This is a genomic window from Lacinutrix sp., from assembly GCF_023299985.1.
In the GTDB taxonomy this organism is placed as follows: domain Bacteria; phylum Bacteroidota; class Bacteroidia; order Flavobacteriales; family Flavobacteriaceae; genus Lacinutrix.
Window position 1 is genome coordinate 1 of sequence record NZ_JALZVX010000053.1, and the last position, 23,264, is coordinate 23,264.

The 23,264-nt window shown below is 30.2% G+C and carries 22 protein-coding genes and 1 pseudogene; 16 read left to right on the forward strand and 7 right to left on the reverse strand.

Annotated features, from left to right (window positions below; all coding sequences use genetic code 11):
- The 9 genes and pseudogenes from Q0C58_RS02715 to Q0C58_RS02755 form a co-directional block, all read left to right on the forward strand.
- Positions 1–417: pseudogene (locus Q0C58_RS02715) on the forward strand (excinuclease ABC subunit UvrA); the annotation flags it as partial.
- Positions 418–489: 72 nt separating this feature from the next.
- Positions 490–1,179, forward strand: a complete 690-nt coding sequence (locus Q0C58_RS02720; RefSeq protein ID WP_290697156.1) for a TIGR00730 family Rossman fold protein — start codon at positions 490–492, stop codon at positions 1,177–1,179.
- Positions 1,180–1,201: 22 nt separating this feature from the next.
- Complete coding sequence (locus tag Q0C58_RS02725; protein ID WP_290697162.1) at positions 1,202–2,476, forward strand: hypothetical protein; 1,275 nt, start codon at positions 1,202–1,204, stop codon at positions 2,474–2,476.
- Positions 2,477–2,520: 44 nt separating this feature from the next.
- Positions 2,521–5,310: a metalloprotease gene (locus Q0C58_RS02730; protein WP_290697164.1), complete on the forward strand. Its 2,790-nt coding sequence runs from the start codon at positions 2,521–2,523 to the stop codon at positions 5,308–5,310.
- 166 nt (positions 5,311–5,476) lie between these two features.
- On the forward strand, positions 5,477–7,888 hold the full coding sequence (locus Q0C58_RS02735; RefSeq protein ID WP_290697167.1) for a thiamine pyrophosphate-dependent enzyme: 2,412 nt from the start codon (positions 5,477–5,479) through the stop codon (positions 7,886–7,888).
- 106 nt (positions 7,889–7,994) lie between these two features.
- Positions 7,995–9,596: a class I SAM-dependent methyltransferase gene (locus tag Q0C58_RS02740; RefSeq protein ID WP_290697170.1), complete on the forward strand. Its 1,602-nt coding sequence runs from the start codon at positions 7,995–7,997 to the stop codon at positions 9,594–9,596.
- Between the two features lie 4 nt (positions 9,597–9,600).
- Positions 9,601–9,864 carry a DUF202 domain-containing protein gene (locus tag Q0C58_RS02745; protein WP_290697173.1) on the forward strand — a complete coding sequence of 88 codons (264 nt, stop codon included), beginning with the start codon at positions 9,601–9,603 and terminating at the stop codon, positions 9,862–9,864.
- A gap of 113 nt (positions 9,865–9,977) precedes the next feature.
- Positions 9,978–10,448, forward strand: a complete 471-nt coding sequence (locus tag Q0C58_RS02750; RefSeq protein WP_290697177.1) for a hypothetical protein — start codon at positions 9,978–9,980, stop codon at positions 10,446–10,448.
- Positions 10,449–10,468: 20 nt separating this feature from the next.
- Entirely contained in the window at positions 10,469–11,128 is a 660-nt protein-coding gene (locus Q0C58_RS02755) for a class I SAM-dependent methyltransferase (protein WP_290697179.1), read from the forward strand.
- A 160-nt stretch (positions 11,129–11,288) separates the two neighbouring features.
- Here Q0C58_RS02755 and Q0C58_RS02760 read toward each other — a convergent pair whose 3' ends face one another.
- Positions 11,289–12,962 (reverse strand): DUF6035 family protein, encoded by a 1,674-nt coding sequence (locus Q0C58_RS02760; RefSeq protein WP_290697182.1) that lies wholly within the window; start codon positions 12,960–12,962, stop codon positions 11,289–11,291.
- Positions 12,963–13,282: 320 nt separating this feature from the next.
- On the opposite strand from Q0C58_RS02760, the gene Q0C58_RS02765 reads away from it, so the two are divergent.
- The gene (locus Q0C58_RS02765; RefSeq protein WP_290697185.1) at positions 13,283–14,734 is read left to right on the forward strand and encodes a hypothetical protein; all 1,452 of its coding nucleotides are present in this window, start codon (positions 13,283–13,285) and stop codon (positions 14,732–14,734) included.
- Between the two features lie 117 nt (positions 14,735–14,851).
- Here Q0C58_RS02765 and Q0C58_RS02770 read toward each other — a convergent pair whose 3' ends face one another.
- The 4 genes from Q0C58_RS02770 to holA all read right to left on the reverse strand — a co-directional run bounded on the left by Q0C58_RS02770 (position 14,852) and on the right by holA (position 17,155).
- A complete protein-coding gene (locus Q0C58_RS02770; protein WP_366841156.1) occupies positions 14,852–15,199 on the reverse strand; it encodes an META domain-containing protein in 348 nt (115 codons plus the stop codon).
- Entirely contained in the window at positions 15,195–15,644 is a 450-nt protein-coding gene (locus Q0C58_RS02775) for an META domain-containing protein (RefSeq protein ID WP_290697188.1), read from the reverse strand. Before Q0C58_RS02775 ends, Q0C58_RS02770 begins: the two co-directional genes overlap by 5 nt.
- A 130-nt stretch (positions 15,645–15,774) precedes the next feature.
- Positions 15,775–16,143, reverse strand: coding sequence for a cupin domain-containing protein (locus Q0C58_RS02780; protein ID WP_290697199.1), 369 nt, complete (start codon positions 16,141–16,143; stop codon positions 15,775–15,777).
- A gap of 7 nt (positions 16,144–16,150) precedes the next feature.
- A complete protein-coding gene (gene holA, locus Q0C58_RS02785; RefSeq protein ID WP_290697202.1) occupies positions 16,151–17,155 on the reverse strand; it encodes a DNA polymerase III subunit delta in 1,005 nt (334 codons plus the stop codon).
- A gap of 122 nt (positions 17,156–17,277) precedes the next feature.
- Between holA and Q0C58_RS02790 the strand changes: the two genes are divergently transcribed.
- From Q0C58_RS02790 to Q0C58_RS02810, 5 genes are all read left to right on the forward strand, one after another.
- The gene (locus Q0C58_RS02790) at positions 17,278–17,730 is read left to right on the forward strand and encodes a type I restriction enzyme HsdR N-terminal domain-containing protein (RefSeq protein ID WP_290697205.1); all 453 of its coding nucleotides are present in this window, start codon (positions 17,278–17,280) and stop codon (positions 17,728–17,730) included.
- Entirely contained in the window at positions 17,723–18,370 is a 648-nt protein-coding gene (locus Q0C58_RS02795) for a DUF998 domain-containing protein (protein ID WP_290697208.1), read from the forward strand. The genes Q0C58_RS02790 and Q0C58_RS02795 overlap by 8 nt, the downstream gene beginning before the upstream one ends.
- Before the next feature lie 163 nt (positions 18,371–18,533).
- A complete protein-coding gene (locus tag Q0C58_RS02800; RefSeq protein ID WP_290697211.1) occupies positions 18,534–18,890 on the forward strand; it encodes a hypothetical protein in 357 nt (118 codons plus the stop codon).
- 19 nt (positions 18,891–18,909) lie between these two features.
- Positions 18,910–19,899 (forward strand): glycosyltransferase family 2 protein, encoded by a 990-nt coding sequence (locus tag Q0C58_RS02805; protein ID WP_290697213.1) that lies wholly within the window; start codon positions 18,910–18,912, stop codon positions 19,897–19,899.
- 92 nt (positions 19,900–19,991) lie between these two features.
- A complete protein-coding gene (locus Q0C58_RS02810; protein ID WP_290697215.1) occupies positions 19,992–20,849 on the forward strand; it encodes an OmpA family protein in 858 nt (285 codons plus the stop codon).
- Between the two features lie 601 nt (positions 20,850–21,450).
- On the opposite strand, the gene Q0C58_RS02815 is transcribed toward Q0C58_RS02810, so the two are convergent.
- Positions 21,451–21,687: a hypothetical protein gene (locus Q0C58_RS02815; protein ID WP_290697217.1), complete on the reverse strand. Its 237-nt coding sequence runs from the start codon at positions 21,685–21,687 to the stop codon at positions 21,451–21,453.
- Positions 21,688–21,696: 9 nt separating this feature from the next.
- Positions 21,697–22,317: an L-threonylcarbamoyladenylate synthase gene (locus Q0C58_RS02820; protein WP_290697219.1), complete on the reverse strand. Its 621-nt coding sequence runs from the start codon at positions 22,315–22,317 to the stop codon at positions 21,697–21,699.
- Positions 22,318–22,365: 48 nt separating this feature from the next.
- Here Q0C58_RS02820 and Q0C58_RS02825 point away from each other — a divergent pair, with 48 nt between their 5' ends.
- Positions 22,366–23,253, forward strand: coding sequence for an alpha/beta hydrolase (locus Q0C58_RS02825; protein ID WP_290697221.1), 888 nt, complete (start codon positions 22,366–22,368; stop codon positions 23,251–23,253).
- The last annotated feature ends 11 nt before the right edge of the window (positions 23,254–23,264 follow it).

The following is a 23,264-nucleotide window of genomic DNA, read 5'->3' on the forward strand; positions in this document are numbered from 1 at the left end:
CCAAAAATTAACCGAAAACTTAAAACCATTAAAGATGTTGGTTTAGGTTACATTACTCTTGGACAGCAAAGCACAACATTATCTGGTGGTGAAGCTCAACGTATAAAATTAGCGACAGAATTAAGTAAACGCGATACTGGAAATACCTTTTATATTCTTGACGAGCCAACTACAGGACTACATTTTGAAGATATAAGAGTGCTTATGATTGTCTTGAATAAGTTAGCAGACAAAGGCAATACCGTATTAATTATAGAACATAATCTAGATGTTATTAAAACGGTAGATTACATTATAGATGTTGGCTACGAAGGAGGACAAGGTGGTGGACAGATAGTTGTTAAAGGCATTCCAGAAGAGGTTGCAAAACACAAAAAAAGTTATACGGCTAAATTCTTAAAAAAAGAACTAAATTAGTAAGTTGAAAAAAGAAAAAATAGAAACAATATTTAAAATATTTAAACCACTGAATACTAATTACTTATAATTATGAGAAAAGAACTACATCCAAAAGGTTGGAACGAAAATAAAACAAACGATTCTTGGGCAATCTTCAAGATTATGGGAGAGTTTGTTAACGGATTTGAAAAAATGAGTCAAATAGGACCTTGTGTTTCTATTTTTGGTTCTGCAAGAACAAAACCAGATCATAAATATTACAAATTGGCAGAAAGTGTTGCAAAAAGTATTTGCGAAGCTGGCTATGGTGTTATAACAGGTGGTGGACCAGGAATTATGGAAGCTGGTAATAAAGGTGCACATTTAGCAGGAGGAACTTCGGTTGGATTAAATATCGATTTACCTTTCGAACAACATGACAATCCGTATATCGATAACGATAAGAGCTTAGATTTTGATTACTTTTTTGTAAGAAAAGTAATGTTTGTAAAATATTCTCAAGGCTTTGTGGTTATGCCAGGAGGTTTTGGAACTTTGGACGAATTGTTTGAAGCAATTACATTAATTCAAACTAATAAAATTGAAAAATTTCCAATTATTCTAGTAGGCACAGATTTCTGGTCTGGTTTAATGGATTGGGTAAAAGCGACAATGCTAGATAAGTTTAGTAATGTAAGTCCTGAAGATTTAGACTTAATTCACTTAGTAGATACAGAAGAAGAAGTCGTGAGTATTTTAGACGCATTCTATAAAGAATATGGCTTAAGTCCTAACTTTTAAAATTGATTTATACACATTAATGATGAAAAATAAGATTTCCCTAATTCTATTTTTTACTGCTTTAAGTTGCAATATTAGTTTTTCGCAAGAAACCTTTAAAACCATGTTTTATAACTTGCTTAACTTTCCTTTACAGGAACCTGCAGCCTCTAGATTAAATGATTTAGAGGTTGTTTTAACAGATTATCAACCAGATTTGTTGATGGTATGCGAACTTAATAATGCAACTGGTGCAACTACTATATTAAATAGAATACAACAAAATATTAATGCCAATTATGTTATGGCAAATTTTGTTTTAAATTCTTCAGACGATACTATTGGTGATCAAAACGACTTGCAAAACCTAATTTATTACGACAGCACTAAGTTTAGTTTAGAGTCTCAAGCCGAAGTAACAACTATATTTAGAGATTTTAATCATTATGTATTAAAGCTAAACACTGTAAATAAAGATACAAATCCAATTATATTAAATGTGATTGTAGCACATTTAAAAGCTTCTAGTGGTACAGCTAATGCTGCTTTACGCTTTCAAATGGCTCAAGACTTAACTGCTTATTTAGACACTTTTCCTAGTTCGGAGTACGTTTTATTTGGAGGCGATTTTAATTTTTACACTAATAGTGAAGATGGATTTCAAGAATTTTTAGATACCGATAATAATATTACGTTTATTGATCCTGCAAATCGAATGGGCAGTTGGCACAATAATACTAATTACATAGATGTATTTACGCAATCTACAAGAACTACAACTTCTTTAGGAGGAGCTTCTGGAGGTTTCGATGATCGTTTCGATTTTATATTAACCTCTCAAAACATGCAAAACAATCCAGAATTACAGTTTGAAAATGGAAGTTATAAAGTGTTTGGAAATAACGCAAATATTAATTGTTACAACAACCCAATTAACTCTTTAGATTGTGCAGGAAATGATTATAGTTTTACAATTAGAAATGCTTTACACAATTTTAGCGATCATCTTCCCGTTACTATTAACATAACCACTACAGAAAACCTTTTAAGCGTAGACGAATTTGAAGAAAATTCTATAACTTTTAAAATATTAGGCACTAATATTATTAAAAACCAGCTTAAAATTAAAGCAAATAGAAAACCAACTTTTGCTAATTACGTAAGTATATACAACACATTGGGACAAACAATAGAAACCGTTTCTATTAAAGATAATGAAGAATTAATTATTAATACAACTTCATATTCAAACGGATTATATTATGTTGTATTAAATGGTGTAAATGTTAAATCTTTAAAGTTTATAAAAGTCAATTGAATCTAAATTTAAGCTCTTTTTTATTATGTCTATTCTTATGTTTTTTGGCAACTAGCCAGAACAAACTCGCTATTGATGCTACTTTCGATATTGAAAATAAAAGCATTAATATTGAACAATCTATAGAATACTTTAATGCTTCAAATGTTGCTTTAGATACAATCTATTTAACAGACTGGAGTCATAGTTATTCTGCAAAAAACACACCATTAGCAGAGTGGTTTGCAGATGAATTTAAAAATACATTTCATTTTGCTAAAGAAGAAGATCGTGGTTTCACTATTATTAATTCAATTAAACAAAACAATATAGAAACTAGCTTTAATCGTCTAGAAAACAAACCAGATATTATAAAAGTAGTACTAAATAAACCACTATTACCAAAAGAAATCTATACACTTAAACTTAACTATATTGTACAAATCCCTAACGATAAATTTACACGTTATGGTATTACAAACAAAGGCGATTATAATTTAAGGTATTGGTATATTACACCTTCTGTTTTTGATGGCGAATGGCATTATTTTAGTAATAAAAATTTAGACGATGCTTTTATACCTAAATCAGATATTAGTTTAAAAATTAACTACCCAAATAATTTTACTTTAATAAGTGAGTTAGATGAAGAATCCACAGAAAATAGTAACAAAAACGGAACTAAATCAACAGTACTTAAAGGAAATAATCGTATTAACTCTAAGCTATTTTTAAACAAAACAAACACTTATAAAACAGTTGAAACAGATTTTTTTACTGTAGAGTCTAATATAGATCAAGAAAATCTAAAGCCTGAAGAAATAGCAGTAATTACGGATAAGGTTGCCGGTTTTATTTCTAATAATCTTGGAGATTATCCACATAAAAAAGTATTACTAACAAAAATTGACTACAAAAAAAGCCCTATTTACGGCCTAAATTTATTACCAGATTTTGTGCGTCCGTTTTCTGATACTTTTCAATACGAATTAAAAATACTGAAAACAACATTACATAATTATCTTGAAAACACGCTACTAATAAATCCAAGAAAGGACCAATGGGTTTTAGATGGTATACAAACGTATTATTTAATAAAATATGTTGAAGAAAATTATCCAGACATGAAGATTTTAGGAAATCTGGCTAATATTTGGGGAGTAAGAGCATTTCATGCTTCAGATTTAAAATTTAATGACCAATACAACTTCCTTTACATGCACATGGCACGCTCTAATATAGATCAACCTTTGGATATGGCGAAAGATTCTCTTCTTAAATTTAACAAGAATATTGCAAACAAATACAAAGCAGGAGTTGGTTTAAACTATTTAGACAAATACATGGATGGCAATGTAATGGATGTTATACTTACACAATTTTTAAAAGAAAATAAGTTAAAAACAACTACTGCCAATGATTTTAAAACCCATATTAAAGAAAAAACAGATAAAAATATCGATTGGTTTTTTGATGATTATGTTGGAAGTAGTAAAAAAATAGATTTTAAAATTAAAAAAGTTAAAAAAACCGAAGACTCTTTAATAATTACTATTAAAAATAAAAAAGACCATTTAATGCCTGTCTCTTTATTTACAGTAAAAAATGATAGTGTATTATCTAAACAATGGATTGAAGGATTTAAAGGTTACAAAACAATAACCATAGTAAACAATGATGCAGATAAATTAGCTCTTAATTACGATAGTACTATTCCAGAAATGAATTTAAGAAACAACTGGAAATCTTTAGGTGGTTTTTTATCTAATAACAAACCACTTCAATTTAGACTGTTTAAAGATATTGAAGACCCTAATTACAGTCAAGTATTTTTTATACCTGAATTTGCCTATAATTTTTACGATGGTTTTTCTCCTGGTTTAAAACTTTATAATAAAACACTTTTATCTAAAAATTTTTTATACCGTGTTAGTCCAAAATACGGTATAAAAAGTAAACAATTAGTTGGTAGTGCCTCTGTAAGCTACGTTGACCGTAAAGAATATTCAAAAAATTATTATACTAAATATGGTATTAGTGGAGAAAACTTTAACTACGCACCAGAATTATCTTATACTTCTTACACACCTTTTATAGATTTTAGATTTAGAGACCCTAATAACCTTAGAGACAACCGAAAAAGCTTCTTAAATTTTAGATATGTAAATATCGATAGAGAGGTCGACCCAACAGGTGAATTTGAAACAGATGGAGAGCCAAAATATAGCGTGTTTAATGCTCGCTATGGACAAAGTAATCCTAATTTAAAGAACTTTACTTCTTGGAATACAGACTTACAGTTAGCTAATAACTTTGGTAAACTATCTGCTACTGCAGAATTTAGAACATTAACACAAAGCAATAGACAGTATAATTTAAGACTCTTCGCAGGTACCTTTTTATATAACCAAACATTTGAAACAACAGATTTTTTTAGTTTTGCTTTAGACAGACCAACAGATTACTTATTCGATTACGATTATCTTGGTCGCTCAGAAGAAGCAGGATTACTAAGTCAGCAATTAGTGGTTTCAGAAGGTGGCTTTAAATCTCAACTAGAACCAGCATTTGCAAACCAATGGATTACTACAGCTAATGGTAGCACAACTATTTGGCGCTATATTATGGCTTATGGCGATTTAGGTTTAGTAAAAAACCACGGTACAAATCCTAAATTTGTTTACGATTCTGGCATTCGCTTAAATTTAGTAGAAGACTATTTTGAGTTATATCTTCCAATATACTCTAATTTAGGATGGGAAATTGGACAACCTAATTACGACCAAAGCATTCGTTTTATAGTAACGCTATCTCCAAAAACACTACTTAAATTATTTACACGAAGGTGGTATTAGTTTTTTTTGAGTTATCCTCAAAAGTTTTTTGTTTAATTGCGTAATTATACATTATTCACAATTAAAACATCTTATTATTAAAAATTTGGTATTTTTTTAAGATAGTTTCCTATTGCAAAAATAACTTTTATTCTTTAAATTTGTATTCCAAAAAAAGCAGTTAACCATGAGCACAAATTCCGAGTTAAAAAAAGAGTTATCGTTTAATGATTTTAAAACACAAGTTTTAGAAGATTATAAAATAGCTGTAACAAGTCGAGAATGTAGCTTACTTGGTCGTCGTGAAGTATTAACAGGAAAAGCTAAATTTGGTATTTTTGGAGATGGAAAAGAAGTACCACAACTAGCTTGGGCAAAAGCCTTTGCTAATGGAGACTTTAGATCTGGCTATTACAGAGACCAAACCTTTATGATGGCAATTGGTCAATTAACAATCCAGCAATTTTTTTCTGGTTTATATGCCAATACAGATATTAATTTAGAACCAATGTCTGGAGGTCGACAAATGGGTGGACACTTTTCTACTTTTAGTTTAGACGAAAACGGTAACTGGAATAACCTTACAAAACAAAAAAATTCAAGCTCAGATATTTCGCCTACAGCAGGACAAATGCCCAGACTTTTAGGTTTAGCACAAGCTTCTAAAATTTACAGAAATGTAAACGGAATAGATACAACTAAGTTTTCAGACAAAGGAAATGAAATTGCTTGGGGAACAATAGGAAATGCAAGTACAAGCGAAGGTTTGTTTTTCGAAACCATTAATGCTGCTGGTGTTTTACAAGTACCAATGGTTGTTAGTGTTTGGGACGATGAATATGGTATTTCTGTTCATGCAAGACACCAAACAACTAAAGAAAATATATCTGAAATATTAAGTGGTTTTCAACGAGATAATGAAGCTAAAGGTTACGAAATTCTTCGTGTTAAAGGTTGGGACTATGTTGCACTAATAGAAACATATCAAGAAGCTGCAAGAGTATCTAGAACAGAGCATGTGCCTGTTTTAATACATGTAAACGAACTAACACAGCCTCAAGGACACTCTACCTCTGGTTCTCACGAACGCTATAAAGACAAAGACCGTTTAGATTGGGAAGCGAAAATGGACTGTAATGTGCAGTTAAGAAAATGGATGATAGAAACTGGAATTTCTACAGACGAAGAATTAACTACCATAGAAAAAGCAATTAAAAAAGAAGTTAGAGAAGGTAAAAAAGCTGCTTGGAATGCGTATTTAAATCCAATTATAGCAGAAAGAAATGACATTTCTACAATTATTACTCAAGTTGCTGCAGCAAGTACAAACAGAGTTTTTATTGAAAAAATTAATAACGATTTAACTGCTATAACAGAACCAGCTCGTAAAGATTTAGTTTCTGCTGCAAGACGAGTACTTAGATATGTTGTTTCTGAAAATTCTTCAGCTAAAACACAATTAACAGATTGGATTGATGGATATTTCAAATTAATTCAACCAAAATACAGTTCTCATTTACATAATGAAACGATAACTGCTGCCAAAAACATTAAAGAAGTATTACCGCTTTACGATGCTAATAATGAAGATGTTGATGGTCGTGTAGTTTTAAGAGATAATTTTGATGCTATTTTTAGCAAATATCCAGAATCGTTGATTTTTGGTGAAGATGCAGGAAATATTGGTGATGTAAATCAAGGCTTAGAAGGACTACAAGAAAAATATGGTGAATTACGTATCGCAGATGCTGGTATTCGTGAAGCTACTATTATTGGTCAAGGTATTGGTATGGCAATGCGTGGTTTAAGACCAATTGCAGAAATTCAATATTTAGATTACATTATGTATGCGCTTCAAATAATGAGTGACGATCTTGCTACTGTACATTACAGAACTAAAGGTCGCCAAAAAGCACCATTAATTGTGCGTACTCGTGGACATAGATTAGAAGGCATTTGGCATTCTGGATCTCAATTAGGAGGTGTTTTAAACCTAATACGTGGTATTCATGTATTAGTGCCTAGAAATATGACTAAAGCTGCCGGCTTTTATAATACTTTACTAGAAAGCGATGAACCTGCTCTAGTTGTAGAATGCTTAAATGGCTACAGGCTTAAAGAAAAAAAACCAACCAATTTTGGTGAATTTAAAACGCCTATTGGTGTTGTAGAAACTGTAAAAGAAGGAAAAGACATAACTGTTGTTTCTTATGGTTCTACTTTAAGAATTGTACAAGAAGTCGCTAAAGAGTTACTACAAGTTGGTATCGATATAGAAGTTGTTGATGCACAATCCCTATTGCCTTTCGATATAAACCATGATGTTGTTAAGAGTTTAGCAAAAACTAACCGCTTAATGATTATAGATGAAGATGTTCCTGGAGGTGCATCGGCTTATTTGTTAGACCAAATACTGAACAAGCAAAATGGTTATCAGTATTTAGATTGTGCGCCTAAAACATTAGCTGCAAAGCCTCACAGACCAGCATATGGAACAGATGGTGATTATTTCTCTAAACCTTCCGCTGAAGATATATATGAAGCTATTTACGATGTAATGCATGAGAACAATCCAAATGATTATCCAAAATTAAGATAGATTTCTGTTTTAAAATATTTTATTATTTGCAGTTTATTATTCTGCTATAAAGTGCTTGCATTTAGTAAGCGCTTTTTTTTATATCTTTAAACTATAATATTAAAAAATGCTTACAAAAAAAGACAAAGTACAACTAAGAGGAACTATTTTTAGACATCTTGATGGTATAGCAACTGCTACCACTATGTTCTCGTTACATAAAAAAGGTGTTTTAGAGTTTCTGTTAAAAAATAAATCTATAGAACTTTCAAAAATAGTAACAGCGTTTAATGCTAATGATGGTTATTTAAATATTGCACTAAGAGTGTTGTGTTCTCAAGGTTGGTTAGAACAAAACATAGATAATAAAAACAATACAGTAACCTATTCCACAAATAAAAATAGTGAACTCGCATTTAAATTAGCCTATTTATATGAAGATGCTGTAAATTTATTAAGTTATGCTGCTCGCTTTCCCGAAGAGCGAAATATTGGTACTGACGCCTTTATTGTTTTAGAGCGCATATTTAAAAAATACAATAATAATTATGGTTTAGCTACACCAGAAGAAAATACTGTAGCTTATCAAGTTTTAAAGCATATAGAAGGTTGTATTGTTGCACCAATTACTGTAATGTTAGGTGTTAATGGGTTGTTTCATAAATATTTTATGGAAGCTTCTTTCTCTGCCGAAGAATACCATAAAGATCCAGAAAGTTTTAAAAAAATATTAGACTTTCTAAGTCATATTGGGTGGTTTAAAAAGAAAAACAGAAACTATCAATTTACAGACGAAGGTTTATTTTTTGCTAAACGTGCTTCAGCTTATGGTGTTACAGTATCTTATTTGCCAACCTTTTTGCAGTTAGATGAACTACTTTTTGGTAATCCATTAGTATTAAAATCTGAAGAAGGTGAAACCGAAAAACATGTAGATAGAGAAATGAATGTTTGGGGAAGTGGTGGAGCACACTCTACTTACTTTAAAGTTATAGACCAGGTTATTATTAAACTCTTTAACAAACCAATAGACGAGCAACCAAAAGGCATACTAGATATGGGTTGTGGCAATGGTGCTTTTATTCAGCATATTTTCGATGTAATTGAGCACCAAACTTTACGTGGTAAAATGCTTGAAGAACATCCACTTTTACTCGTTGGAGCAGATTTTAATAAAGCGGCTTTAAAAGTAACACGAGCCAATTTAATAAAAGCAGATATTTGGGCTAAAGTAATTTGGGGAGACATTGGCAGACCAGATTTACTAGCAAACGATTTACGAGAAGATTACAACATTGAACTTAAAGATTTACTTAACGTTCGTACCTTTCTAGATCATAATCGTATTTGGGAAGCACCAAAAAACCCAACAAAACGTATAAGCAATTCTTCTGGTGCATTTGCATATAAAGGCAAGCGTATTAGCAATAATTTGGTAGAAGATTCTCTTTTAGAGCATTTACAAAAATGGAAACCTTATGTAGAACAATTTGGCTTATTAATTATAGAATTACATACTATAAACCCAGAATTAACATCAAAAAATATTAGCAAAACTGCAGCAACAGCTTACGATGCTACGCATGGTTATAGCGATCAATACATTTTAGAGGTTGCTGTTTTTAATAAAATTGCAGAAGAAGCTGGTTTAAAACCAGATAGCAATCATTTTTCAAGATTTCCAGATAGCGATTTAGCTACAGTTAGTGTAAATTTGTTAAAAGGATAATTTTATGATTAACGAAAACGACCTAACAACAAGAGATTGGTTAGCCATAGAACGTACTAAACTAGCTAATGAACGTACGTTTTTGGCTTATTTTAGAACGTTTGTTGTGTTTTTAGGCTCTGGAATAACCATACTTAAACTTGAGTTTTTAACAGAGCTTAAAACCTTCGGTATTATATTAACTATTATTTCACCAGTAATTCTTATTATTGGAATGGTTAGACTTTTTAAAGTAAAACGTACGATAAAGAAACATTATAAAATCTAAACTTTGTCATTCCTGCGAAGACAGGAATCTATTATATTTGAAATCGTGAATCGAAGATTTTAAAGGACTAACAAAAACTAATTTAAAAATCCTTTTTTTTAAAAGTAATAAATATGAAAGCAGTCTCAGTTGTTACCATAAGAAAAGAACTAAAGCACAAGTCTAGCGAAGAGTTGGCAGAGCTTTGCTTACGTTTATCGCGTTTTAAAAAGGAAAACAAAGAGCTACTTACCTATTTACTTTTTGAAGCAGATAGCGAAGCTGGTTATATAGAAACCGTAAAAGCAGAAATAGATGAGCAGTTCGAGCTTATTAACACAGACAGCTTTTTCTACATTAAAAAAAGTGTTCGTAAAATACTAAGAAACACTAAAAAGTACATTCGTTATTCGCTTAATAAAGAAACCGAAGTAGAACTCCTACTCTATTTTTGTAAACAATTAAAAGCAATGAAACCTTCTATTTCTAGAAATACAACGCTTACTAATATTTACGAGCGTAATATTGAAGCCATAACTAAAAAGGTTTTTGCTTTGCATGAAGATTTGCAGTACGATTATACTTTGGCTTTAGAAGAAATGTAAATGTTTAGCTTTAGTTAATTATGAACAAAAAAACCTTAAAAAAACCATGGCCAACCAAAGCTGCTATGGAGCAGGTTTACGCCTTAAATCTTTGGGGAAACAATAACACTTCTTTTTATTCTGGTGAAGGCTCACATAATCCAGAACTTGTAAATCCATATATAAATGTTGTAACCTCGTTTTTAAAATCTTTTAAAACACCACTTGTTTTGTGCGATTTTGGTTGTGGCGATTTTAACATAGGAAAACAATTAGTAGAACACACTAAAAAGTATGTTGCAATCGATATTGTTACAGACCTTATAGATTACAACAAAACACATTTTAAAGCAGATAATTTAGAATTCCAATGTTTGGATATTGCAGTAGATAATTTACCTTCTGGAGATTGTGTATTATTAAGGCAAGTATTACAACACCTCTCTAATTTTGAAATACAAAGCATACTTAATAAACTCACCCAATACAAATACATTATATTAACAGAACATCTGCCTAAAGACGACTTTACTCCAAACAAAGACATTATTTCTGGACAAGGTATTAGACTAAAAAAGCAAAGTGGTATAAATTTATTGGCTTCTCCTTTTTATTTTAAAGTGAAAGAAGAGAAACAATTGTTGAGTATTGATTTGGGAGATGGTAAAGGTGTTATTTTAACTATGTTGTATAGGTTGTAATTTATAAATGTTTAGGGTTTCGCTTAGCTTTTGGTGTAAGAATTGTAGCCGATTGCGTGGCACATTCTTGTCAAGTTACTCAGAAGTTGAAGCGGGCTACAACCCTTGATTTTAGTACTGAACCGGCTATTATTTTTATATATTGTTAGCATTTCATGTTTTATTTATATTCGATTCCTGCATAAATCTCTGGGTATAATTCATTTATTAATTCGTCAATTTCAAAATTTTGTTGAGGCATTTCTGAATAATAATTATGCAACTTTCTTGAAAATGATTTTTTTGAATCTTCTTCTTCAACCAATTTCCATGTGTCATAATATCTAAAAGCTAATTCGATATACTCCCAATACTCCTTGTAAAACTGAATCGCTAGATTAGCCAATTGAACCCACTTCTTGGTTTTATATTTATATACGATTAGTTCTTGTCTTTTGGCTGATTCAATTATTTGCAAAATCTCAGGATGATCAAAAACCAAAGGAACTAAACTTCTGTTTTTAAGCTTATTACAAGTTTCAAATAGGAATATTTTATCAGGATTAGATAATAATCTATTTAATTTTGCTTCATCTATTGAATCAAGCTCATAGTCAAACTCTAATAGTTTCTTTACAAGAATAATTTTTTCATACTCCTTAATTTTTTCATTTTCTATTAAAGTCTGTAAAACAGTTGTATTCTTTTGAGTTTTTTCATTAATATCCTTGTCAATTTTTCTGCAATTAATTAGAAAGTCTAGAAATGGGATATCTTCATTTTTTGCTGACTTAAACCATTTGATTATTGGTGTTTGTCTTGATTTTAAAGCAATTTTTGAATTAAGTATTTTTAATTCGAAATGTGAAAGTTCATCGATTCTGTTCTTCACATTTTCAAAACTGAAATATTTCTTCTTCCTTAATTCTTGAATTTTTAATATTATGTTTTCAGCTTTTTCCTTCGCTTCTTGGAGTTTTAATTCTTCAAGTCTTAATTTTTCAAGTTTCTGAATCTCTTCATTTCTTATTTTTTGTTCTTTTTCCGTATTAGTCCTGTTATCCCCAAAATTGTAGAAATAAGCCTGAAATGCAGAACTGTCAAATTTTAATTGTGAAATGGAAACTGATTTATTAAGCCATTTTGTAAGTAATTGATTTTCATTAGTCAAGAATGGGAATTTGTATTCACATTTGAGTTTAAATGAATCTGAATTTTCATCAAGTTTGAAGAAATTTTCATACTTAGTTAGATATTTTATATCTCTTTCAAGTGTTCCTTGATTATGGATATCAAAATCATCAAGTATCCAAATTAGATAAATTTCATGCTTCTTGTAAAATTCATAACGACTTAATATATAAGCAAGGGAAAGGTCAGAAAGTTGAATTTCAAAAACAAGTTCTTTGTCTTTATATTTACAGTAAACATCTGGTCGTCTTTTCTCATCTCCTAAAATAATAAATTTATCATCAATTGATATTGCAGAAGAATCAACACCGTCAACATGTTTTAGTAGTGTTCCAATTTTGTTTTTTAATTCAATGTGGCGTTCACTTTCTTTAGCTATTAAAATCCTATTAAAAACATCCTGTTCTTTTGGTGTCAAATTTCCATCAGATAATATACAATAAGAATGACCATGTTTATGTTTAAAGTAAAGTCTATTATATTTACTATCAGATACTGCTAAATCTTGTTGACATTCAAGGCACGAAAGTTCAATTTCCTTTGCATGATAGCGTCTCCTTATTTTGAATGGGTCATTAGATTTTTGAAATATTTTATCTGCTTCAAGAATTTCTCCTGAAGATTTGTCAAATGCGCTTTTTATTGACCTTTCATTTAGACTCATAATTGTCGTCTTGGGTTTTTGACATGAATGCTAATGTTTCGTTAATAAAAAATCATTTTAATGTTTTTTATCAGACGTTAAGCGAAGTTATATTTTTAAAAACTAAAAATCAAGTGTTTATAATGTTCAATAATAAACACTTATTAACAAAAACACATCACTTTCAAGTCGCTTTTAGCCTATAAATATTCAATTAAGGTGTTTTATTATTAGTAATTTATAGCTCTAATTACTCTACAATTAATTTAACTACTTTTGAATGCAGATTTTTCTTTGGTATATTTATTGACTAACCTGTTTTAAACATATAAACCCAAAACATGAAAAAAATTATTTTTACACTTTTATTTGTATTACCATTACTAACTTTTGGTCAAAAAATCAAGCTTAAAAAAGGACTTTTAACTATCGATGGTAAATCTGTTGCTATGGTAGACGACGATACACGTAACTTTTACAAGTTTAAAACACTAGATGGCGAAAAAGTATTCGATGTTGCCTTTAAAGGCTTATCTGCTTCTAACCTAGAAGGTTTTCAATGGTTAGAAATAACATCACCAGATGGTAAAATAACCGAAATTCCTTATGAAGTTTTAATGACTTCATTTAACACCACTAAACTAATTGTTAAACTGTTAAGTTCTAAATACGAACTTTTAGATGCTAGTGGTTTAAAAACGGATAATATTACTGCCTTTTTTGAGCAAGAACGAGAAAAACTAAGCGATAAATACGCAAAAGCTGTTGTGGCTTCTAAAGCAGATGCTGCTGCAAGACAAAAAGCTATTGGTGCATACAATCCACATGTAAAAGATAACGGAACAGTTGTTTTTGGTGGCTCTCAAGGCACAAAAATTGTTGGTAAAGTTGTTTACCAAATGAATGCTAATCGCAGTAGCAACTACGTTGCTGTAGATTTAGATGGTATTACAGTTGCCACGGCTTCTGGATGTTCTACTTGTACAGAAACTAAAGTAAAAACATACACAGATGAAGAATTCTCTTACGATTACGGCTCTAAAACCATGATGACTGGTCGTTTCTCGAATTCTCAAGCAAAGATTTTTATTGAAGAATTGGTTGGACGTGGTTATAAATTAGGGCGTGAAGCTAAAACAAAAGGAAAACAATTACGAAACGAAAAAATTAAGATTGCAAAAGAAAACAGTACTAACTTATATGGTATTGCTGGTAATGTTACAGATAAAGATGGTGTAGTTTATAATGGTACAATTTATGCCGTTTTTGAAGCATTAGTAATTGACGATAGCCAACGTGAAAGCGGAATGGCAGATTTAGATGTTATAGATAACTATGGAAAAACGGTTAACGTAAAATACAAAAACGAAAAAGGGAAAACACGTACTAAAAAATTAATGGCAAAACAAGGCGCTACTTTTTGTACAGAAATTGAAGGCGAAAACACTTGTTTTTATGGTATGAAAACTAAAGGAAACGCATTAAAAAAATTATCTAATGCTGCAAGTCTTGGTTTTAACAACTCGTACTTTTACAAAGAAGTTAAAAAAATAAATGGTCATCAATTATTAGTTAAACCTGGAGACGAAGGCATTTACGTTATTAAGTTTAAAAATAAAGACGCAGGTTTTATGATAGATGGACGTAACAACGAAAAAATATCTACAGCCTTTGCTAAATTCTTAAAAGACGATTGCAAATCACTTTCTGAAGATTTAGGTAACAATGAGTTCGATTTAAAAAATGTTGAAAACCTTATCAATATTATAGAAGAATATAATGCTTGTAAGTAAACTTATTTTTAGAAAATAATAAAAAACGCCTTTTAATTAAAAGGCGTTTTTTATTTAGTCTATAATATAGCTTTAAAATATTTTTTTTGAGATAAAGACTTAAAAGTAAAGTAAGCTTTAGTCTACCTTTTTGTATCGCAGCAACTCTTCGCCTTTAGTATTATAAAGTAACAATTTAAGGTTTTCAATTTTATATGCTTGAGTTTCAGCCAAAGCCTTTTTAATAGCGTTAGACAACGTAATATTAGGGCAAGCCATTTTTGTTCCTGCTAAAGCATTAAATGCTAATCTATTATTATCTACTGTTTTAAGGTCTCCAAAAAAATTATTACAGCTATCGTTTCCTAAAACGCTACTAGTAGTGAGGTTAATTTCTAAATTTGGATGTTTATTGTACTTATTAAGGTCTATTTCTTCTCCTTTAACAGCTTCTAAAGCCCAAATATCGTGCAGTACTAATTTAATATCTTTTTTTTAGATCTTGCTTATAATTAAGAACTTCCTTTTTATTAGCATCGTATAAAAAGAGTTGAGAATCTTCAATTTTATAAGATTGTACTTGACGCAATGCTTGATTAATTGCTGAAGAAACTTCCATATTAGGACATGCCATTTCTGTGCCTATAAATTTCGAAAACACTAATACCAAAGTATCAACCTTATCTATTTTACCTGTAAATCTATTGCAACCATCGTTACCAGAAACACGGTTATTAGAAATATCTAATTCTAATATTGCTTTTTTAATTAAAATTTTAGTATTTAATGCTTCACCATTAATACTATTTAAAGCCCAAATACCATTTAGTTCTGTTTTATTACTTAGCATCGTTTTATCAATTATAGCAGCGTTTTTAACAGATTGACAAGACGTTAATAAGATAACGCATAGCAGTAATTGTAATTTCATGATTGTACTTTTTATTACTAAATGTTTTTAGTTATTGTTAACTGTAACCCAAATTTCATACCAAATTAATACACTAAAATTATTACTAATTATTAGGTGTTAAATGCTAAAGTTTAATTTAAAACAAATATTACTTTGGTTCTACAATTAGAAATAAAGCAGTACTATCTCCAATATTAAGTACTTCGTGCTCGCTTAATTCTGTTTTAACCCAATTAACACCTGTTGTAACAGGCACATCTCGTGTGCCTTTATTGTCTGTAATTTTAAAAATGCTTCCAGCTAATGTATAACCAAAATGTGGTTTATGGTAATGCTTTTGGTGACCTACATTTGGAGGGAAAACACATTTTAAAACGCGTTGTTTTTTGGTTTCGCTTAATACTTCGCATACTTTTTCTCCTTCCCAACCTGCTTCTAAAGGATCTGGAAGTGTTTGTGTAGTTTTACAAGAAAAGATTAATAATAGTAAAACAATTAAAGTGTATTTAATGTACATAAACGTTTTAATTTAAAATGCGAACGAGGAGCTCTTTCAATAAATCTTTTTGAGGCACAGCATTAGAGTTTACACCTTTACTTTTTAAATCGAACTCACGAATAACAGCTATAATTCCACTAACTTTTCGCATTGGAAAATTACGAGCAGCATCTAAATACTCGCTTACAAAATATGGGTTTACGCGTAAAACAGAAGCCACACTTCTAGGTGATTTATCTTTCATGCCATGCAATTGCAACAATTGTGAAAAGAAATTAAATAGTAACGAAACTGTTACTACCATTGGATTATCTTTTGGGTTATCACCAAAATAATTTACTATTTTAAATACTTTTGCATCATTTCGAGCACCAATAGCTTTTCGTAATTCAAAGTTATTATAATCTTTACTTATACCTATATTTTCTTCAATATGTAATGGTGTGATTTCTGAACCTTCAGGTAAAACAATTTGAAGTTTTTCTAATTCGTTATTAATTTTACTTAAATCGGTACCCAAAAACTCTACTAGCATTTGTGATGCTTTTGGTGCTATTTTATAGCCTTTTGTAGATAAGGTTCTTCTAATCCAATCTGGAACTTGATTATCATACAAACGTTTACTCTCGAAAACAACACCAGTTTTTTTAATGGTTTTGTAAACTGCTTTGCGTTTATCTACGCTTTTGTATTTATAACAAAGCACCAAAACAGTAGATGGTTGTGGGTTTTTAGCATACTCTGCTAATTTATCGATAGTACGCGATAAATCTTGAGCTTCTTTTACTATAACTACTTGTCGTTCTGCCATCATTGGAAAACGTTTGGCATTACCAACTATATCTTCTATTGTAACATCGCGACCATACAATACCATTTGGTTGAAACCTTTCTCTTCTTCGGCTAAAACATTATTTTGAATAAAATCTGATATTTTATCAATATAATAAGCTTCCTCTCCCATTAGTAAATAAATAGGTGAAAGCTTTTTATTTTTTATGTCTGTGACTAATTGTTTTACTTCGTCCAAAATTGTAATTTCATTTCATTATCAGTTCGAGTTGAGGCTTTGTGCCGAAGTATCGAGAACTTCTCAATAAAATTTTTTATCAAAAATCACTCGAAGTGACGTTATAGTTATAAATTTGTACAGTGCAAGAATTAAACTTTCCTACATATTCGTTCCGATTCAAAAATAGCGAAAATAAAGTATCTATATTCGATGCTATTCGTAAAAAATTTGTGATTTTACAACCCGAAGAATGGGTTAGGCAACATTGCGTGCAGTATTTAATGGAAGTAAAAGGTTACCCGAAATCGCTTATTAATGTTGAAAAAGAACTTAAAATCAACGATTTAAAAAAACGTTATGACATCGTAATTTTTAATACAGATGGCAGCATACACTTAATTGTTGAGTGTAAAGCGCCTAAAATAAAAATTAAACAAGATACTTTCGATCAAGTCGCGCGTTATAATTTAGCATTAAATACAACGTATTTAATGGTGACTAATGGATTAAATCATTATTATTGTGTAATGGATTTTGAAAATGAGAAGTATAATTTCTTACAAGATATTCCTAATTATAAAAAAGATGAATAAAACAGCTGTTTTTTGGTTTGGAATAATAGGCTCAATTTTATTTATAATTCCATCAATTTTAGGTGGATTACAGTTCGAAAACTATAATCACATACAACAGTTTATTAGTGAAGGTTTTGCAATAGACACACCATATGGAACTTATCTTAGGTTTCTAGGCTATATACCAAGTGGTATTCTTATTGCGGCTTTTTCTTTCTCGGCAATACAAACTTTACCTAAATCTAACCTCGCAAAAATAGGATTGATTTTGTTTGGTGTCTTTTATGGAATTGGAAATATTATTGTTGCTGTTTTTCCTTGCGATTCTGGATGTAACAAAGAATTAATTGACCCAACAATTTCGCAAATTATTCATAACACCTCTGGTACATTGACCTATTTGATTGTTCCTATTAGTTTAATTTTAATTGGTTTAGGTATTAAAAAATGGAAAAACGGTAAAAGCATTTCTCTTATTTCTTTTGTTTGTGCTAGTATAGCTATTTTGTTTAGCATCCTGCTATCAGGAAATCCTAACGGAAATTATATAGGCTTGTTTCAAAGATTAATAGAAAGTTCTATCTTATTTTGGTTGATTAACTTTGCCTTTTATTTAAAAAACACAACTACACTTAAAAATAGCTATCGCAATTCTTAAATGGAACTTAAAAGTATTGTTAAAACAAAGAAAACGGAGGTTATGTAAAAGGTTATAAAGATGCTCTAAAACATTTACATGAAGATATTCCAAAGTATGGTTTGTAGTATTCACAATAAACTTAAATATTAAAAAAGCAGATAATTAATAATAAAGTAAAGATATGTTAGGATTAATATTATTGTATTGGGTAGGTAAATATTTCTACAAATTAGCTGGAGAGTATAATAAAAGTGAATGGGGATTTGCAATTTTAGGGATTGTATCTTACTATGCTGGAACGATATTGTTTGGTCTTATCATTGGAATTATTGCAGAAATTATTTCTCCTGGATTTTTTGATGAGTTTAATGATATTGGTTTAGGCTTATTAATGATACCATTTGGTATTTTAACCTGCTATTTACTGTATAAATATTTAGAAAACACATGGAAAAAAAACCAACCTAATCCAAGTAAATTGATAGATGAGATTGGTAGAGATAGAAATAATAAAGATAAAATTGAAAGAATAGAATAACGCTTATAATTTTTAAATATTGAAAATAGCAGTAGTCATACTAAATTGGAACGGAAAAGCACTTTTACAAAAGTTCTTACCATCTGTTATTGCTTATTCTCAGGAAGCCACTATTTATGTTGCAGACAATGCATCTACAGACGATTCTGTATCATTCTTAAAAGCCAAATTTCCTCAAGTTAAAATAATACAGAACAAAGAAAATGGTGGTTATGCAAAAGGTTATAATGATGCCTTAAAACATTTAGATGAAGATATATTCTGTTTGATAAATAGCGATATTGAAGTCACTAAAAATTGGCTCACTCCTATTCTTAACACTTTTAAAACTGAAAAAACCACTTCTATTATTCAACCCAAAATATTAGATTATAATAAGAAAACACATTTTGAATATGCTGGTGCTGCTGGTGGTTTTATAGATAAATATGGCTATCCGTTTTGTCGTGGTCGCATTTTCGATACTATTGAAGAAGATACTGGACAATACAACAAAGATTCTGAAATATTTTGGGCTTCTGGAGCATGCTTTTTTATTAGAAAAGATGTTTTTAATTCCTTAAATGGCTTTGACGAATCGTTTTTTGCACACATGGAAGAAATAGACTTGTGTTGGCGCGCTCATAATTTAGGCTACACCTCTAAATATGTTTGGCAATCTACAGTATATCATGTTGGAGGAGCAACTTTGAGTAGCACCAATCCTAAAAAAACATATTTAAATTTTAGAAATAGTCTGGCAACATTAACTAAAAATGTATCTGGATCTCTTTTTATAATGCTCTTTATTAGAATGACTTTAGACGGTTTAGCTGCTGTTAAATTTTTATTCGAATTAAAATTTGCACATATTTTTGCAATTTTAAAAGCACATATTCGTTTTTATGGTATGTTGCCTAAGCTATTAAAAGAACGAAAAATGCTTCCACAGAAAACAAAACACTTTAAAGTAAAATCTATCGTATGGTCTTATTTTATTGATAAAAAGCAACGTTTTTTAGATTTATAAGTCTTTTAGTAAAAATTTTGTTAATACTGCTTTTAACATATTAAAATTAGCTATTTTTGGCATGTAAAATTTAATTTTATTAAATAATTATTATGAAAAAACTATTGGTATTTGGTGCTTTAGCACTATTAACTTTAAGTTCATGTGTGTCTAAAAAAGATTTTTTAGCACTTGAAGAAAAACACAAAAACACACAAGATTTATTAAATACAGCTACTGTTAAACTTAATAAGTGCTTAGCAGATGAAGCTGCTTCTGCTGCGCGTTTAAAAGAATTAAGAGAACGCCTTGCAGACATGAAAACAAATAACCTAGCATTAATAGAAAGCACTAAAGACATGACTGTTTTAACTGCTCAAGGTGCTAGAAATGTTGAAAAATCTTTAGAAAGTTTAAAAGAAAAAGATTTACGTATTTCTAGATTACAAGATGCATTAACTAAAAAAGATAGTGTAACACTAGCTTTAGTTAGTAGTCTTAAAAAAGAAGTAGGTTTAAACGATTCAGACATTGAAATTAATGTAGAAAAGAGTGTTGTTTTTATCTCCTTATCTGATAAATTATTATTTACAACAGGAAGTTATAATATTTCTTCTAGAGCTAACGAGATTTTAGGTAAAGTTGCTACAGTAATTAATAGCAAGCCTAACTTTGAAGCAATGGTAGAAGGCCATACAGACAATGTACCTTATAGAAGCGGTGTACTTTTAGATAACTGGGATTTAAGTGTAAAGCGTAGTACTGCAATAGTTAGAGCGCTACAAAGTTTAGGCGTTAAACCAGAACAATTAATAGCTGCTGGACGTGGAGATCATTTACCTTTAGTTACTAATGACTCTCCTGAAAATAGAGCAATAAACCGTAGAACTAAAATATACATTCTTCCAAAAATCGATCAATTCTATGAAATGATTGAAACAGAAATGAAAGAACTTTCTAAACAAGGATAATTATATTTCTAGAATAATATTATTAAGCTCAATCGAAAGATTGGGCTTTTTTATGGCGTTAACCTTATTTTGAAAAAATAAAATAGCGTCTGGCATTCAGCTATATCTTTTGCAGTAAAAGCGAAAGGATACTACTAAAACTGTGAAGTAATCACGTGTTATTATTTATTAAATAAGAATGAACGAGCAATCTTTAATGCCGTTTTTGTGGTGTTTAAGTCTTAAAATTAAGATTATTTTACGCTTTTACGCGTCAGTTTTCTAAACAGCAATCTCATTCCCAGATGGATCTAAAAACTGAAACCTACTACCTCCAGGAAAAGAAAATATATCTACTTTAATTTCACCACCAAATTCTATAACTTTTGCTTTAGCAAGGTTTAAGTCTTCATTATAAATTACTATTAATGCTCCATTTACAATAGTATTGTCTGTTTTTTTTTAAACCACCAGTAATACCACTGCCTTCAAATGCGACATAATTAACACCATAATCTGTAAATTTTCAACCAAAGACTTTAGTGTAAAAAGATTTTACTACCTCTAAATTATTAGCTTTAAACTCGACATAATTAATATAATTATTAGTTGATTTCATTGGTTAATTAAGTTTTTTATTTCTAGCTCTTCTTTTTAAAGCCAAAATATTGATAACAGAGAACACAAGTAAAAATACGCCTAAAATAGTTAAACTATTCCATTCTAAATTCTTGGTATCTGGATTCACTATTTTACTAACTAAAGAAAGTAAAAAGCATAAAACGGTAAGTGCAAAACAAAAAATCCACATCTGAAAAAGGGCATCTAATACAAACTTAAAAATTAATTTAATATTCATTTTTTATAATTATAATATATCTAAACTTCCTTTTCCTTCTCTAATAACTACAGGCTCATCACCAGATAAATCTACAATTGTAGAGGCTTCATTTCCACCATAACCACCATCTATTACTATATCTACGAGCTTATCCCATTTTTCAAGAATTAATTCTGGGTCTGTTGTATATTCTAAAATTTCGTCTTCATCTCTAATAGATGTAGAAACTAAAGGGTTTCCTAAAGCTTTTACAATTTCTAATGTGATGTTATTTTCTGGAACACGAATACCAACTTCTTTTTTCTTTTTAAAAACAGATGGTAATGATTTAGAACCTGGCAATATAAAGGTATAAGGTCCAGGTAATGCTCGTTTTAAAATTTTAAAAGTCGATGTATCTATTTGCTTTACATGATCGCTTAAATTACTTAAATCGTGACATATAAAAGAGAGTTTTGCCTTTTCCAGCTTTACGCCTTTAATTCTTGCAATACGTTCTAAGGCTTTATTATTATTAATATCGCAACCTAAACCATAAACGGTATCTGTAGGAAATATTACTAATCCGCCTTGTTTTAAAACGTCTATTACCTTTCTAATTGCTTTAGGATTAGGATTTTCTTCGTAAATTTTAATAAATTCAGCCATAATAACTACCTTGCTCTAACGTTTACTAAAGTAAATACTATTTTGTTTATGAAAAAAATATCCACTCCTTTTTTATTTGCTATATCACTATTTATAATTAGTTTTTCGTGCTCTGAAGATTCTGATAATTCTATAGATAATAATAATAATATAGATAACACAACAGAACCTCAAGACACAAACGCTCCTGTAGAAGCTACCCAAATGCTTAATGTAGCTTATGGCAGTGACAGCACTCAAGTTTACGATATTTATTTACCAGAAAATAGAGACGAGAACACAAAAGTTTTAATTCTTGTTCATGGTGGTGGTTGGACTTCTGGCGACAAAGCAAGTATGGATCCTTATAAAGACCTCGCGCAAATAGAGTTAGCAGAATATGCTATTGTAAATATTAATTACCGTTTGGCATCACAAGGTGTATCTCCTTTTCCTATGCAACTAAACGATATTAGTGCTGTAATAAATCATTTAAAAACAAATCAAAATAACTATATAATTTCTCAAGAATATGGTTTTGTTGGTGTAAGTGCTGGTGCACATTTATCTCTGTTATGGAGTTATGATTATGACTCCCAGAATAATATAAATATGGTAGCAAGTATAGTTGGTCCTACTAATTTTACAGATACTGCTTATACTTCGATAGTTACTCCTGCTTTTCTGTTTTTTGGTGTTACGCCTTCTGTAGAATTTGCAGAGTTATACAGCCCATTTCATCAAGTAGAAGCTATTTCGCCTCCAACCATTTTATTTTATGGTGGAATGGATCCATTAATACCAAGCTCGCAAGGTATAGATATGGATGCTAAACTTACTACTTTAGGAGTTACACACGAATTTACATTTTATCCAAATGAAGGTCATGGTTGGGAAGGTGATAATTTATTAGATACTTGGACAAAGTTAAAAGCGTTTATTGAAGCGCAACATTAGTTATTTACAGC